General features: G+C 45.4%; 14 protein-coding genes, 1 rRNA gene and 1 other RNA gene (1 of these 16 cut by a window edge). All 16 read left to right on the top strand.

The window, feature by feature from the left end; genetic code table 11:
• Window position 1 precedes the first annotated feature (1 nt).
• Window positions 2–1,861 carry a penicillin-binding protein 2 gene (gene mrdA / locus ACZ45G_RS16750; protein WP_464171625.1) on the top strand — a complete coding sequence of 620 codons (1,860 nt, stop codon included), beginning with the start codon at window positions 2–4 and terminating at the stop codon, window positions 1,859–1,861.
• A gap of 16 nt (window positions 1,862–1,877) precedes the next feature.
• Window positions 1,878–2,987, top strand: a complete 1,110-nt coding sequence (rodA, locus tag ACZ45G_RS16745) for a rod shape-determining protein RodA (RefSeq protein WP_464171624.1) — start codon at window positions 1,878–1,880, stop codon at window positions 2,985–2,987.
• Window positions 2,988–3,176: 189 nt separating this feature from the next.
• A complete protein-coding gene (locus ACZ45G_RS16740; protein WP_464171623.1) occupies window positions 3,177–3,608 on the top strand; it encodes an ATP synthase F0 subunit B in 432 nt (143 codons plus the stop codon).
• Complete coding sequence (atpF, locus tag ACZ45G_RS16735) at window positions 3,608–4,207, top strand: F0F1 ATP synthase subunit B (RefSeq protein WP_464171622.1); 600 nt, start codon at window positions 3,608–3,610, stop codon at window positions 4,205–4,207. Before ACZ45G_RS16740 ends, atpF begins: the two co-directional genes overlap by 1 nt.
• On the top strand, window positions 4,207–4,758 hold the full coding sequence (atpH, locus tag ACZ45G_RS16730) for an ATP synthase F1 subunit delta (RefSeq protein WP_464171621.1): 552 nt from the start codon (window positions 4,207–4,209) through the stop codon (window positions 4,756–4,758). The genes atpF and atpH overlap by 1 nt, the downstream gene beginning before the upstream one ends.
• Window positions 4,758–6,272 carry a F0F1 ATP synthase subunit alpha gene (atpA, locus tag ACZ45G_RS16725; RefSeq protein WP_464171620.1) on the top strand — a complete coding sequence of 505 codons (1,515 nt, stop codon included), beginning with the start codon at window positions 4,758–4,760 and terminating at the stop codon, window positions 6,270–6,272. Before atpH ends, atpA begins: the two co-directional genes overlap by 1 nt.
• 60 nt (window positions 6,273–6,332) lie before the next feature.
• Window positions 6,333–7,229 carry an ATP synthase F1 subunit gamma gene (gene atpG, locus ACZ45G_RS16720; RefSeq protein ID WP_464171619.1) on the top strand — a complete coding sequence of 299 codons (897 nt, stop codon included), beginning with the start codon at window positions 6,333–6,335 and terminating at the stop codon, window positions 7,227–7,229.
• A 45-nt stretch (window positions 7,230–7,274) separates the two neighbouring features.
• Complete coding sequence (gene atpD / locus ACZ45G_RS16715; protein WP_464171618.1) at window positions 7,275–8,681, top strand: F0F1 ATP synthase subunit beta; 1,407 nt, start codon at window positions 7,275–7,277, stop codon at window positions 8,679–8,681.
• A gap of 14 nt (window positions 8,682–8,695) precedes the next feature.
• Window positions 8,696–9,106: a F0F1 ATP synthase subunit epsilon gene (locus tag ACZ45G_RS16710; RefSeq protein ID WP_464171617.1), complete on the top strand. Its 411-nt coding sequence runs from the start codon at window positions 8,696–8,698 to the stop codon at window positions 9,104–9,106.
• Between the two features lie 278 nt (window positions 9,107–9,384).
• On the top strand, window positions 9,385–10,137 hold the full coding sequence (locus ACZ45G_RS16705; protein WP_464171616.1) for an NTP transferase domain-containing protein: 753 nt from the start codon (window positions 9,385–9,387) through the stop codon (window positions 10,135–10,137).
• A gap of 54 nt (window positions 10,138–10,191) precedes the next feature.
• Window positions 10,192–10,479: a DUF904 domain-containing protein gene (locus ACZ45G_RS16700; RefSeq protein ID WP_464171615.1), complete on the top strand. Its 288-nt coding sequence runs from the start codon at window positions 10,192–10,194 to the stop codon at window positions 10,477–10,479.
• Window positions 10,480–10,506: 27 nt separating this feature from the next.
• Window positions 10,507–10,800 carry a cell division protein ZapA gene (locus tag ACZ45G_RS16695; protein ID WP_464171614.1) on the top strand — a complete coding sequence of 98 codons (294 nt, stop codon included), beginning with the start codon at window positions 10,507–10,509 and terminating at the stop codon, window positions 10,798–10,800.
• A gap of 25 nt (window positions 10,801–10,825) precedes the next feature.
• Window positions 10,826–11,014, top strand: a non-coding RNA gene (ssrS, locus tag ACZ45G_RS16690) — 6S RNA.
• Window positions 11,015–11,162: 148 nt separating this feature from the next.
• On the top strand, window positions 11,163–12,728 hold the full coding sequence (gene rny / locus ACZ45G_RS16685) for a ribonuclease Y (protein ID WP_464171613.1): 1,566 nt from the start codon (window positions 11,163–11,165) through the stop codon (window positions 12,726–12,728).
• Between the two features lie 15 nt (window positions 12,729–12,743).
• Entirely contained in the window at window positions 12,744–14,039 is a 1,296-nt protein-coding gene (tyrS, locus tag ACZ45G_RS16680; protein ID WP_464171612.1) for a tyrosine--tRNA ligase, read from the top strand.
• A gap of 157 nt (window positions 14,040–14,196) precedes the next feature.
• Window positions 14,197–15,301: ribosomal RNA gene (locus ACZ45G_RS16675) — 16S ribosomal RNA — on the top strand (it continues 455 nt past the right edge of the window).

Below are 15,301 nucleotides of genomic sequence, written 5' to 3'. Positions count from 1 at the left end.
TGTGAGCAGCTTAAACAAGAATGCGGATCGCGATTGGATAAAACAGCGCCTTATGGGGGCGAGCCTTTGTATCTTGATGGTATTTGCCCTGTTATTTTTAAGACTGGTATATCTTCAATTGATCAAGGGTGAGGAATACCGCCGTCTTTCCGAAACCAATTGCGTCCGGCTTAAAAGTATAAAATCTTCCCGGGGGCTTATTTATGATCGGCATCACACCCTTTTAGTGGAAAATCGTCCTGCCTTTGATTTGACCATTGTATTGGAAGATGCCCATCCCGTGAAAGAGACCATAGAAACACTTGCCGATCTGATTGATGTTTCCTTTGAAGATCTAATGGAGAGTATTAAAAAAGCGGGGAAATCTGCTTTTTACAAGCCCTTGACATTAAAAAGGGATATTTCAAGGGATCTGCTGGCCATTGTCGAGGCCCATAAGTTTGATCTGCCGGGTATCCATATCGATATTGAACCCACCCGCCATTATATTTATAAAAAAACAGCTGCCCATCTTTTGGGATATCTGGGTCAGATCAACCGTAAGGAGCTTGAAAGTGGTGGATACCCCACTGTTAGAACCGGGGATTCCATCGGACGCTATGGGATTGAAAAAAGCTTTGAGCCTTTTTTGCAGGGGAAAAGAGGGGGGCGCCAGGTGGAGGTGGATGCCAACGGCAGGCTTATCAAGGTGCTCAAAACTGTTCCCCCTGTTTCCGGGAATGATTTACACTTAACCCTTGATCTTGAGCTGCAGAAAACAGCGGAGCAATTGCTTGGGGAAAATGATGGGGCTGTGGTGGCCATTGATCCGTCCAACGGCGATGTTCTGGTCATGGCAAGTGCCCCCAGTTTTGATCAGAATGATTTTATTGGCGGCATCTCCACTAAAAAATGGCAGATACTAATGACCGATCCTGGTAAGCCCATGAGTAACAAGGCGATCCAGGCCGAGTATCCCCCGGCGTCCACCTATAAAATTTTAACCGCCATGGCTGCCCTTGAAGAACGAGTGATTGACGAACACGGCACTTTTTTTTGTCCGGGATATTATCGGTTTGGAAACCGGCGGTATCAATGTTGGAAAAGAAGTGGACATGGGGAAATGACGGTGGTGGATGCCCTTGCCCAGTCCTGCGATGTCTTTTTTTACCAGGCAGGAGAAAAAGTCGGGGTGGATTCTCTGGCCCAGTACGCCAATGGAAGTGGGTTTGGACGATCCACCGGAATTAAGCTGGCCCATGAAAGGCGGGGATTGATACCAACAGCAGCCTGGAAAAAAAAGCGATTCAAGGAAGCCTGGCAGGCAGGAGAAACCCTTTCCATCAGTATTGGGCAGGGGTTTAATCTGGTCACCCCCCTGCAGATGGCAGTTTTTATTGCCGCCGTGGGGAATGGCGGAACCCTTTACCGGCCCAGGCTTGTAACCTCAATTGTAGATAGTGACGGTAATATCGTTAAATCGATTCAGCCTGAAATTACCGGCGGGTTGCCGGCCAGCAAGGAAACGCTTGCCCTGGTTCAAAAAGGGCTTTTAGAGGTGGTCCAGGGGGAGAGAGGAACTGCCAGGCGGATCCGGATCAAGGGGATAAATATTGCCGGTAAAACGGGAACTGCTCAGGTATTCAGCCGAAAGGCCGGGGAAAAATTTGACAATGAAGCCATGAGACGAACCCTGAGGGACCATGCATGGTTTGTCAGTTATGCCCCTGCAGAAGCGCCTAAAATTGCCATCTGTGTAATTATTGAGCATGGAGAGCACGGTTCTTCTGCAGCAGCCCCTGTTGCAGGTGCCTTGATAGAAAAATATCTTCAAAAACAGCTCCAAAAACAGCAAGCAAAAACAGACACCATAAAACCCTGAAATACAGGAGTGTATCATGTTTGACAGACGGCTGATTGAAAATTTTGACTGGGGATTCCTGGTGGTTATCGGGTTGATCTGTTCTGTTGGCCTGGTCATTTTATACTCTGCTGTCACTGCAGGCTATGATGGAACGGATCTTCATCCTCTTTTTAAAAAACAGGGGGTCTGGATGGTCACGGGATTTTGTATCATGATGGCGTCTGTGGTGATTGATTTCAGAGAATTAGACAAATTGAATCTATTTATCTGGACAATTTGTGTGGGGCTGTTGGTCTCAATTTATCTATTTGGCCACATAGGGGGAGGTTCCCGCAGATGGCTGATAATCGGATTTGTTCGGATGCAGCCTTCCGAGTTGATGAAAATTGCCTTGATTATCAGCCTGGCCTCGGTTTATTCCAACTCTGTGTCTCCGGAAGGGTTAGGGTTTCAAAATCTCATCAAACCGGCCATTTTATGCCTCATTCCCTTTGGTTTGATTGTCAATCAGCCGGATCTTGGGTCAGGTCTCCTGCTGTTGTTGATTGCCGGATCCATTACCGTGTTTGTAAAAGTTGAAAAACGCGTCTTCTATTCCCTTGCCGGCATTGGCCTTTCCATTGTACCCCTGGTATGGTTTGTTGGCCTTAAAGCCTATCAGAAAGATAGGATACTGACATTTTTAGATCCTGACCGGGATCCCCTGGGGGCAGGCTACCATATTATCCAGTCCAAAATTGCCATCGGGTCTGGAATGCTGGTGGGAAAGGGGTTCTTAAAAGGAACCCAGAATGCATTGTCCTTTTTGCCAGAGCAGCATACGGACTTTATACTTTCCGTACTTGCAGAAGAGTGGGGGCTTGCCGGTTGCGCCGTGTTATTGATTTTGTATTTTATTCTTTTGATTTGGGGACTCAACATTTCCTATAATTGCCGCAATATGTTCGGCTCGATTTTAGCCTTTGGCATTACCGCCATGATTTTCTGGCAGATATTTATTAATATCGGTATGGTCATGGGGTTGATGCCGGTGGTGGGGGTTCCCTTGCCCCTGGTTTCCTATGGCGGGTCATCGGTGGTGACCAACATGGTTGGATTTGGGATCCTTATGAATATCAGTATGCGAAATTTCACAACAACCTAGCCCGAAAAAACCTCAGAAAAAGAGGTGTTAAAAACGGTAAATAATTTATTATTCAATGTTGACAAATGCTTACCTGGATGGTACTCAAGTCACGTTTTCAGTGGAATTTAGGCTGTCTTCGTAAAAGAACAGTCAGTAGGATATAAGTAGTTGATTTTTCTATAATTATTAACTGGCGGAGGGAATTTTATGATAACTGTGATTCCTGATATATCATTGGTATATCAGATGATCAATTTCTTTGTTCTGCTTTTTATGCTCAATCTGGTACTGTACAAACCGATCCGTAAAGTTCTTTTGGAAAGAAAAGCAAAGGTTGAAAGCCTTGAAGATGGCGTTGAACGAGCGTCTGCTGATCTTGATTCCCAGAAGGATTCCTACAAGAGCGGTTTGAAAGAAGCCAGATCCAAAGGTCTGAAGGAAAAAGAGATCTTTGTTGCAGCAGCATCAAAGGAAGAATTGGAAATAATCGACCAGATTAACAAGAAAGCTCAGGCCAATCTTGCTCAAATTAAAGAGCAGGTGGCATCTGAAACTGAGCAGGCCCGGAAAGCCCTTGAGGGCGAGGTTGAGGCGTATGCCAAGGCCATCGGCGAGAAGATCCTAGGGAGGGCTTTTTAATGGAAACTAAATTAAAAGGTAAATTAAGAAAAAGACACCTTAAGATCGTGGGGTTTGTTACGGTTCTTGTAACGGGTTTCGGGTCTGTTGTATTGGCGTCTGAGGCAGGGCATGTTGTCCACAACAGCTGGCTTGAAATCGATACCTGGAAGGTCTTAAACTTTGGTATCCTTGCCATAGCCGGGTTTTTTATTGCCAAAAAACCGGTTGTGCAGTTTTTCTCATCCCGTAAGCAAGAGATTGCAGATGAGTTGAGCAGTCTGGAGCAAAAACGAGCAGATGCTGAGAAGAAACTTGCTGAATACCAAGCAAAGTTTAAAAATCTGGATCAGGAATCCAAACTTATTGTTGCAGATTATATTAAACAAGGCGAAGAAGCCAAGGTTAGAATTCTTGAAGAAGCTGCGGCCCAGGCGGATAAGCTGGAAGACATGGCAAAGCGAACCATCGAACAGGAATTTAAAGCAGCCAAGGCAAGTCTTCAGCATGAAATTGCTGAGCTGGCAATGGAACAGGCAGAGGCAGTCATTAAAGAATCCATCTCATCTGAAGATCAGGATAACCTGGTTGATCAATATCTGAAAAAGGTGGTGGCATAATGAAAAATTTAGCAGTTTCAAGGCGTTATGCCAAGGCGTTGATTCTTATTGGCCAGGAAGATGGTCAGGCAGAACAATACAATGAAGAGTTGGGCGCTGTGGTGGGGCTTTTCGACACCCAGGACGGATTTGAACTCGCATTGACCAATCCCCTGTACAATAAAAACGATCGGAAAAAAGTGCTTCAAGCTGTTTTGGTGGCAACGGATTTGTCTGCCATAATGAAATCTTTTCTGGTGCTTTTGTTTGACAAGGGGAGAATCGGTTTTTTGCGGGAGATTGCTTCCTATTATAAGGATCTGGCCGATGAACTCAAAGGGGTTGTTAAGGCCAGTGTCATTTCAGCAACAGAGCTATCCTCTGACGCCATAGAGAAAATCAAGGAAGCCTTGTCTAAAAAAGCGGGAAAAACGATTGTTCTGAATGTTGAGCAGGATCCAAGCCTTATTGGCGGAGTGGTAACAAAAATCGGAGATCTTGTTCTGGATGGCAGCGTGAAAACTCAGCTGATTAATATGCGGGAAACATTAAAAAAAGGTGAGAGTGTCTAATGGAAATTAAAGCGGAAGAAATAAGCCAGATAATTAAAGACCAGATCAAAGGCTTTGACGCAGAAGTTGATCTGAGCGAAACAGGTGTTGTTCTCTCTGCGGGTGATGGTATTGCCCGTGTATATGGTTTAGAAAAAGTTAAGGCCATGGAGTTGGTTGAATTCCCCGGTGGAATTTTGGGCCTTGCATTGAACCTTGAATCAGACAATGTCGGTGTTGCCATCCTGGGTGATGATAAAGTTATCAAAGAGGGTGATGTGGTAAAAAGAACCGATCGTATTGCATCGGTTCCCGTGGGTGAGGCCCTTTTGGGTCGGGTTGTCACCACAACGGGTGAACCCGTTGACGGTAAAGGCCCCATCAACTCTGATATTTATATGAATATGGAATTGGTAGCTCCCGGTGTTATCGCCAGGAAAGGGGTTCATGAACCCTGCTACACCGGTTCCAAGGCCATTGACGGCATGACGCCTGTTGGTCGCGGCCAGCGTGAGCTGATCATTGGGGATCGGCAGATTGGTAAAACAGCCGTTGCCGTTGATGCCATTATCGCTCAAAAGGAAAGTGGCATCAAATGTATTTATGTTGCCTGCGGTCAGAAAAAATCTACTGTTGCCCAGGTTGTTGCCGCTCTTGAAGAGCATGGCGCCATGGAATACACAACCGTTGTCATTGCATCTGCTTCTGAATCTGCTGCCATGCAGTACCTGGCTCCCTATGCCGGTTGCGCCATGGGTGAGTATTACAGGGACAAGGGTGAACATGCCCTGATTATCTATGATGATCTTTCAAAACAGGCAGTTGCCTATCGTCAGGTATCCCTGCTGCTCAGACGTCCGCCGGGACGTGAGGCGTTTCCTGGTGATATTTTTTACAACCATTCGCGTTTGCTTGAAAGATCTGCAAAACTTTCCGATGCAGAAGGAGCCGGTTCTCTTACAGCCCTTCCTATCATTGAAACCCAGGAAGGGGATGTGTCCGCTTTTATTCCCACAAACGTTATTTCCATCACCGATGGTCAGATTTTTCTGGACAAGGATCTTTTCTTTGCCGGTATCAGACCTGCCATTGATGTTGGACTTTCCGTGTCAAGGGTTGGCGGCGCGGCCCAGGTAAAAGCCATGAAACAGGTAGCCGGTACCCTGCGCCTTGATTTGGCCCAGTTTCGTGAATTGGAAGCCTTTGCCGCATTCGGATCTGATCTTGATGCTGCGACTCAAAAACAGCTCACCCGTGGAGAAAGACTGGTTGAACTTTTGAAACAACCTCAGTTTAAACCCCTTTCCATGGAAAGAATGGTAACCGCTCTCTATGCAGGAACCAAGGGCTATATTGATAAATACCCAAGAGAAGCAGTTGCAAAATATGAAGCGGGTCTTTACCCCTTTGTTGAAAATCGGTTTCCTGAGATTTTCTCCGGCTTAAAAGAAAAACAGGAAATTACTGCGGAGATCGAAGGCAAACTTAAACAATGCCTTGAAGCCTATGACGAAGAATTCAAGGACACCATTTAGGGTCGTTTTGGATTTTATTGTGGAAATTTTCATTAAAATTAGGCGTAAAGGTGAGATCATATGGCAACTTTAAAAGAAGTACAATCGAAAATAGTCAGTGTCAAAAAGACTAGACAGATTACCTCTGCCATGAAGATGGTCGCCACTTCAAGATTGCGCGGGTCCCAGCTGAGGATGGAGGCGTTTGAACCCTATGCTTCCAAGTTTGCTGAAGTTTTGGGAAGCATTGCCGGTAAATCCGGTGAAGATGCAAGCCCCTTGCTTGTCCCCCGCGAAGAAGTCAAAAAGGTGGCCCTGATCCTCTGTACATCTGACAGAGGACTTTGTGGCGGTTTTAACAACAATTTGATTGCTAAAGCTGAAAAACTAATCGAATCCGAGCTTGCGGGCAAGGATGTCTCTATTATCTGTTTTGGTAAGAGAGGAAGAGACTGGGCAAAGAAAAGCCCCTTCCCCATCACAGATGAGTATTTGGGTGTGGTGGGTGGAAAGATCGATTTTTCGATCGCGTCCACCTCGGGACAAAAAATGATAGACAGTTTCCTTGACGGGGCTGTTGATGAAGTATATCTGATTTATTCCCTGTTCGAAAACATGGCAAGACAGACACCCACCTTAAAACAGGTGCTTCCCATCCCTTCCCTTGCGGATGTGGCCCTGGGAACAGAAGAAGCAACTGCAGAGGGAGAGTTCCTTCCCGAGCATATCTGCGAGCCTTCTTCCGATGCTCTGTTGGGTGAAATGCTGCCAAAGAATATTTTTATTCAGATATATGATGCGCTGCTCCAGACGTCCACCAGTGAACATGGGGCTCGAATGAGAGCCATGGAAAATGCAACAAAAGCATGTGAAGATATGGTGAACGAACTTCAGTCAATATTCAACAAAACACGGCAGGCAGGTATTACTTCTGATCTGATGGATATTGTTGGTGGTGCAGAGGCACTTAAGGGATAGAACAGACGATACTTAATTGGTAAAACAGCTTTTAAGGAGAAAAAGATGGCTGAAAATATAGGTAAAATAGCGCAGGTTTTGGGTGCTGTTATTGATGTTGAATTTGAGCCCGGAAACCTTCCTCCGGTCTTAACGGCTTTGAGCATTACAAACCCTGCTATCGGTGATATGGAAGACAACCTGATTGTCGAAGTGGCCCAGCATCTGGGGGATAATGTGGTTCGGTGTATCGGCATGGACGTAACCGACGGTCTTCAGAGGGGAATGGCGGTTAAGGATACCGGTTCTCCCATTATGATGCCCGTTGGTGAAGCATCCCTCGGACGGGTTCTTAACGTTGTGGGACGTCCTGTTGATGGTCTGGGGCCTATTTCCCAGGACAAAATGCTGCCCATTCACAGGCATGCACCTGCTTTTACCGAGCAGGATACAACGGTTCGTGTTCTTGAGACCGGCGTTAAGGTTATCGATCTTCTGGTTCCCTTTCCCCGTGGCGGTAAAATGGGTATGTTCGGTGGTGCCGGAGTTGGCAAAACCGTTATCATGATGGAAATGGTTAATAATATTGCCATGCAGCATGGTGGTATTTCCGTATTCGGCGGCGTAGGCGAGCGTACCCGTGAAGGTAATGACCTTTATCACGAGATGAAAGAATCCGGCGTTCTTCCCAAATGTGCCCTGGTGTATGGCCAGATGACAGAACCTCCGGGAGCACGTATGCGGGTGGCTTTGTCAGCTCTGACCTGTGCTGAATACTTCCGTGATGAAGAAGGTCAGGATGTGCTTCTCTTTGTTGATAATATTTTCCGTTTTACCCAGGCCGGTGCAGAAGTCTCTGCAACACTTGGTCGTATGCCGTCTGCTGTTGGGTATCAGCCCACACTGGCCGTTGACATGGGGGAACTTCAGGAACGTATTACATCAACGGACAAGGGATCTATTACCGCCGTCCAGTGCGTTTACGTACCGGCCGATGACTTGACGGATCCGGCCCCTGCCACTACATTTGCCCATCTTGACGGAACCGTTGTTTTGTCCCGTCAGATTGCAGAGCTGGGTATTTATCCTGCGGTGGATCCCCTGGATTCATCTTCCAGGATTTTGGATGCAGCCTACATTGGTGAAGAGCATTACAATGTTGCCCGGGTGGTTCAGCAGACCCTTCAAAAATACAAAGAGCTCCAGGACATTATTGCTATTCTGGGTATGGATGAGCTGTCCGACGAGGATAAAGTTACCGTGCAGCGCGCCAGAAAACTTCAGAAATTTTTGTCCCAGCCGTTCCATGTGGCAGAAACCTTTACCGGTATGCCCGGTAAATTTGTAAAGGTTGAAGACACTGTTAGATCATTCAAAGAAATCATTGATGGAAAACATGATGATCTGCCAGAAAATGCTTTCTATATGGTAGGTTCTATTGAAGAAGCCATTGAAAAGGCTAAATCAGCTTAAGCTGGAGGGATAACATGGCCGAAAAACTATTTCTTGAAGTAGTTACACCACAAGAAGCAATTGTCAGCGAAGAGGTTGAGATTGTAGTGGCGCCAGGGTCAGAGGGAGAATTCGGTGCGCTCAGAGGGCACACCACCTTCCTGACATCCTTGAAATTGGGGACGCTCCGGTATAAAGACGCCAATGGAAAAGAGAGGCTTCTTTTTATCAACGGCGGCTTTGCAGAAGTACTGCCCAACAAGGTAACCATCCTGGCTGAATCTGCCGAGCGCAGAAAGAATATCGATATCACACGGGCCCAAAAAGCAAAAGAGCGGGCTGAGGAACGCCTGGCTGCCAAAACTGCAGATCTTGATTTTTCAAGAGCTGAAGCTGCTTTAAGAAGGGCGATAGACCGAATTAAAATTGCCGGAACCATGAAATAATATGATTCTGGGGTTCTAATTTTTTAGAAAACTATCTGTCAGGCAGGTGAATTGCCAAATATACCAGATGAATGATGCCAGAATGACGGCAGATTAAAGAAAAAAAAGGGGGGATGCTTTTTCCATGGGAAAGCATCCCCTTTTTTTTAAAAAAAGAATACAGGATAGGCTAAAATAATGAATGCCAAAATCCTTGAGACTCATAAAAATGACACTAAAACCAGTGCTACTAAAACCAGTGCTACTAAAATATGGGATACTAACATTGAGAGAATCAAATGGATGATTTAGCGATTGTTATTCTTGCCGCCGGCAAGGGAACCCGGATGAAGTCTGATCTTCCCAAGGTGCTTCACAAGGTGGCGGGAAAAAGTATGGTGGTGCATGTCCTTGCGTGTGCCAGAAAACTGACACCAGATAACATCCATCTGGTGATCGGGCATCAGGCGCAGCTTGTTAAACAAGAGGTGTCCCAATATTTTTTGGTTAACTTTGTGATTCAACCCTCCTTGCTGGGAACCGGAGATGCGGTTAAGCAGGCCTTACCCGAACTGGCACCCAAAATAAAAGATGTGCTGGTGCTATGTGGCGATGTCCCCTTGATTCAAGAAGATACTTTAAAAGAGCTTATTGCCACCCATAGAACAACCCATGCCAAATTAACGGTTTTGGCGGTTAATATGGAGAGTCCAACCGGGTATGGCAGGATTATTCTGGATACATCGGGTGATATGATCTCTATTCGGGAGGAGTCCGATGCAACCCGTAAAGAAAAGCAGATAACTACCATCAATACTGGGATTTATTGTTTTGATAAAACTTTTTTGGAAGAGGCCATTGGATTGATACGCCCGGATAATAATCAGGCTGAATTCTATTTAACGGATATGGTGCAGATTGCAAGATCTAAAAGAGAAAAAATCAGTGTCCGGTTGATGGCAGATCCACGGCAGGTAATCGGGGTGAACAGCCCCAATGACCTTGAGCGAGTGGAAGCTTTGATTCAGCAGATTGAAAATGAATTATCTTGACTTTCCCAAATATTTTAAACTATACTGAACGCTAATTGAACACTTTACGAGACTATGAAATTGGGTAATGAGATTATTAAAAACAAGTTTGATGATATTGATATAAAAGTTGATTTTTTGATAGAGCTTTGCCAGATGCTACAGGTTGAGAACTTGGAATTGAGTTCAAAAATTAAAGACTTGGAGACAAAACTTGTCAAGAAAAATGAAACGGAAGAATTAAACCTTGAGCAGGAGGCGTTGATTCAATCAAAAATCGATGGCCTTTTGAATAAGTTGGATAGTTTTTCTAATAATTTATCAAATGATGCATTAAAAAATGAGCATCAATCAAACGTGTAACCGTGAAAAATCGGTAAAGGGATTTCATTGGATGAAATTGTTAAAATTGATCTTTTCGGGGAAGAGTTTAGATTTAAACCGGATGGGCAGGTAAAGGATCCGGATAAAGTTGCACAATATTTAAAAGATTATATTAAAGAAGCTGAAGGCTTGTTCCCGAATAAAACGAGTGGAAGGAACAAAATCGCCATATTGCTTCTTGCAGCCATGAATCTCTCAAGGGATTTTTATGAGCTCAAACAGCAACATTCTGAACTGAAAAGAGAGGTTGAGCAAAGGATTTCGTCTTTGATGAATAAAGTTGATGAAGGAATTGAATAAATAAATAGATAGGCTGATATAAACAATGCCCCTGCAATGTGCGTGATTGTCTAATAGGTTTTGTCCTAACGCATAGTAAAATGGGCGTTCACCCTGATACTGGTGAGCTATGTTCCTGATTGCAAGGAAAAGCCTAAAGGTATTATTGGACACCCACCTTTTGAACCAATGGTTCAAAGCCTTAGAGGGCAACACGGCAATTTGTGGGGGCTATTGTTTGTTGTTATTATTTTTTCCCTTAATCCATCTTCCCTGGATAATAATCCCATTCCATATTCATGCCATACGTTTATCCATATTCTAGTATATGGCAAGCAAGGTCATTTTTGCTGATGTTAACAGCATTTTAGGAGAATTATTGAATGGATACTGTGATGATACTCTCATCAACGATTGTTTTTTTGCTGGGATTGGGAATTGTTGCTTTTTTTGTGGTAAGAAAAAAAGTAAGCCAGGAAAATTTGAATATTGAAGAAGAACAGAAACAACTTGTCGAAGACGCCAGAAAAAAATCAGCGACACTTTTAAGAGAAGCCAAGCTCGAAGCAAAATCCAGACTTTTGGAAATGAAGAGTGATTTTGATGCGGAAACTGAAGAGACCCGTTCTGAAATGAAAAAGGAAGAAAGGCGTCTCGCAAAAAAAAGTGAAAAGCTGGATAGACTTGAAGATCAGTTTTTAAAACGCGATAAGGAACTTGTAAGAAAAGAGACTGAAATTTCAAGGGCGCTGGCTTCGGCCGAAGGAAGAGAAGAACAGTATAAAAGCCTTCTGGAGGAAACTAAAAAAGAACTTGAGAAAGTATCCGGTCTGACCCTGGATGAGGCCAAAGAACTTCTGCTTAAAGCTATGGAAGAAGAGGCAAAGCACGAAGGGGCAAAGTTGATCAAGAAAATTACCAGTGAAGCAAGGGAGCAGGCAGACAAAGAAGCCAAAAAAATCATTTCAACGGCAATCCAACGGTATGCCGGGGATTATGTGGCTGAAAGAACTGTTTCGGTTGTTCATTTGCCGGGAGATGAAATGAAGGGCCGGATTATTGGTCGTGAAGGTCGGAACATCAGGGCATTGGAAGCGGCAACGGGTATTGACCTTATCATTGACGACACGCCTGAGGCGGTAATTTTGTCCGGGTTCAATCCGATCCGCAGGGAAGTGGCAAGGATTGCCATTGAAAAATTGATTTCCGACGGCAGAATCCACCCGGCCCGGATTGAGGATGTGGTGGCACGGGCAACCGAAGAGGTTGAACTGATAACTAAAGAGGCAGGGGAACAGGCTGCCTTTGACCTTGGCGTTCATGGAATAGATCCCGAATTAATCAAGGTTCTGGGAAAATTAAAATTTCGGACATCCTATGCCCAGAATGTGCTACAGCATTCCATTGAAGTTGCTTTTTTATCCGGAACCATTGCAGCGGAACTTGGCTTGGACATAAAGCTTGCCAAGCGTATGGGGCTCCTACATGACATTGGAAAGGCCGTAGATCATGAGGTAGACGGGGCGCATGCCGTGATTGGTGCCAATCTTGCTAAAAAATATGGTGAGACAGAAGCCGTTGTCAATGCCATTGGTGCTCACCACGAAGACAGGATGCCCGAGACGGTTTATGATTATATTATCCAGGCGGCTGATGCCCTTTCCGGGGCTCGACCCGGGGCTAGAAAAGAAAGTCTGGAAAATTATGTCAAACGCCTTGAGGACCTTGAAAATATTGCCAATTCCTTTGAAGGGGTTGTCAATACCTATGCCATTCAGGCCGGGCGTGAGATTCGGGTTATCACCGAGAGTGAAAAAATAACAGATGAAAGAGCCGTGCTTCTTTCCAGGGATATTGCCCGCCAGATAGAAGAAAATCTGACCTTTCCCGGTCAGGTAAAAGTAGTGGTGATTCGGGAAACCCGTGCAGTGGAATATACGAAAAAATAAAGGTTGTAAATATACATGAGTGTTTTAACTATACTAAAAGAGCGTGGATTTGTTGACGCGGTTACCCATACACAAGAGCTCGAAGACTATCTTGATAACAATCGGGCCACCTGTTACATAGGGTTTGATCCAACAGCTTCCAGTCTCCATGTGGGAAGTCTGGTATGTATCATGGCTCTATCCCATATGCAAAGAAACGGGCACAGACCCATCGCCCTGGTTGGCGGTGGAACAGGATTGATCGGAGATCCGTCCGGTAAGACTGAATTGCGTAAGGTTATTACCCAGGAAGAGATCGATGAAAATAAGGCCGGTATACGCAACCAATTGGAACGGTTTCTTGATTTTACAGATGATAAGGCCCTGATGGAGGACAATGCAAAATGGCTGACCGCCCTTGAGTATATTCCGTTTTTAAGGGATATCGGGCGTCATTTTTCCGTAAACAGGATGATTAAGGCGGAAAGCTATAAAAGTAGAATGGAATCGGATGATGGCCTGACTTTTATTGAATTTAACTATATGCTCCTTCAGTCCTATGATTTTATGAAACTTGCGAAAACCCATGAGTGTTTGTTGCAAATGGGGGGCTCTGACCAATGGGGTAATATTGTGGCAGGAATTGACCTTGTTCGCAGGACCCTTGGCAAACAGGCATTTGGTATTACCTTTCCCTTGATTACCACGGCCAGTGGGATCAAGATGGGAAAAACACACAAAGGTGCTGTCTGGCTGGATCCTGACCGATTTTCTCCCTATGAATATTATCAGTTCTGGGTGAATTGTGAAGATGCTGATGTGTCGAGGTTTCTGGCGTTATTTACTTTTTTGTCCATGGAAGAGATTGAAACGGTAAAATCCCTTGAAGGGGCTGATTTGAATAAAGCCAAGGCCATCCTTGCCTATGAAGCCACCAAGATTGCTCATGGAGAACAAGAGGCTTTAAAGTCATTGAAAGCCTCGGTTTCCGTGTTTGGTCCCCTGGAAGTTTCCGATACGCTGTTGCCGGGGTCCACCATTCCCAGAGGAGTGCATTCTCCTGCCACTACTGACTCTGGCGAATCTGTTCCGTCGACCTTATATAATAAGGAAGAGGTGGTGGGCAAAGCGCTGGTGATTGATCTGTTGACCCAAGCTGGGTTATGCAAGTCCAAGTCCGATGCGAGGCGTCTGGTGAAACAGGGGGGAGCATATATCAATGGAGAACGCATTGCAGCAATGGATCAAATCGTTTCAAATACAGATGTGGATGGAGATGAGATCTTATTGAGAGCCGGTAAAAAAAAGTACCACAAAATAATTTTCGAATAATGTAAAAAAAGGTTTGACAAGACCGGGCGTCACATGTATATTGGCCTGGTTTTGGGGGTCAGACAAACCCGAAACAAAGAGTTTGATCTTTGAAAATTGGTCAGTGAGAAAAGAAAATGAGCGGGTCTAAGGACCTAAAAGTTTTATCAAAGGATTATAACTGGAGAGTTTGATCCTGGCTCAGAATGAACGCTGGCGGCGTGCTTAACACATGCAAGTCGAACGAGAACGGGATTGCTTGCAATCCTTAGTAGAGTGGCGCACGGGTGAGTAACACGTAGATAATCTACCTTCAAGCCTGGGATAACTATTCGAAAGGATGGCTAATACCGGATGAAGTATGTTGACATAAGTTGATATATGAAAGGTTGCCTCTTCTTGAAAGCAATTGTTTGGAGATGAGTCTGCGGACCATTAGTTTGTTGGTGGGGTAAAGGCCTACCAAGACTACGATGGTTAGCTGGTCTGAGAGGATGATCAGCCACACTGGAACTGACACACGGTCCAGACTCCTACGGGAGGCAGCAGTGAGGAATTTTGCGCAATGGGGGAAACCCTGACGCAGCAACGCCGCGTGAGTGAAGAAGGCCCTTGGGTCGTAAAGCTCTGTCGACAGGGAAGAAATTACTTCATATTAATAGTATGTTGTATTGACGGTACCTGTAGAGGAAGCACCGGCTAACTCCGTGCCAGCAGCCGCGGTAATACGGGGGGTGCAAGCGTTATTCGGAATTATTGGGCGTAAAGGGCGCGTAGGCGGTCTTGTCGGTCAGATGTGAAAGCCCGGGGCTCAACCCTGGAAGTGCATTTGAAACAGCAAGACTTGAATACTGGAGAGGAGAGCGGAATTCCTGGTGTAGAGGTGAAATTCGTAGATATCAGGAGGAACACCGATGGCGAAGGCAGCTCTCTGGACAGATATTGACGCTGAGGCGCGAAGGTGTGGGTAGCGAACAGGATTAGATACCCTGGTAGTCCACACAGTAAACGTTGTTCACTCGGTGTACCGGATATTAAAATCTGGTGTGCCCAAGCTAACGTGGTAAGTGAACCGCCTGGGGAGTACGGTCGCAAGACTAAAACTCAAAGGAATTGACGGGGGCCCGCACAAGCGGTGGAGCATGTGGTTTAATTCGACGCAACGCGAAGAACCTTACCTGGATTTGACATCCTGTGAATCTTTGAGAGATCAGAGAGTGCCTTCGGGAACACAGTGACAGGTGCTGCATGGCTGTCGTCAGCTCGTGTCGTGAGATGTTTGG

Source organism: Desulfoconvexum algidum, assembly GCF_055382125.1.
Note: the sequence above shows the minus strand (reverse complement) of the source record. Positions and strands in the feature narration are given on the sequence as shown.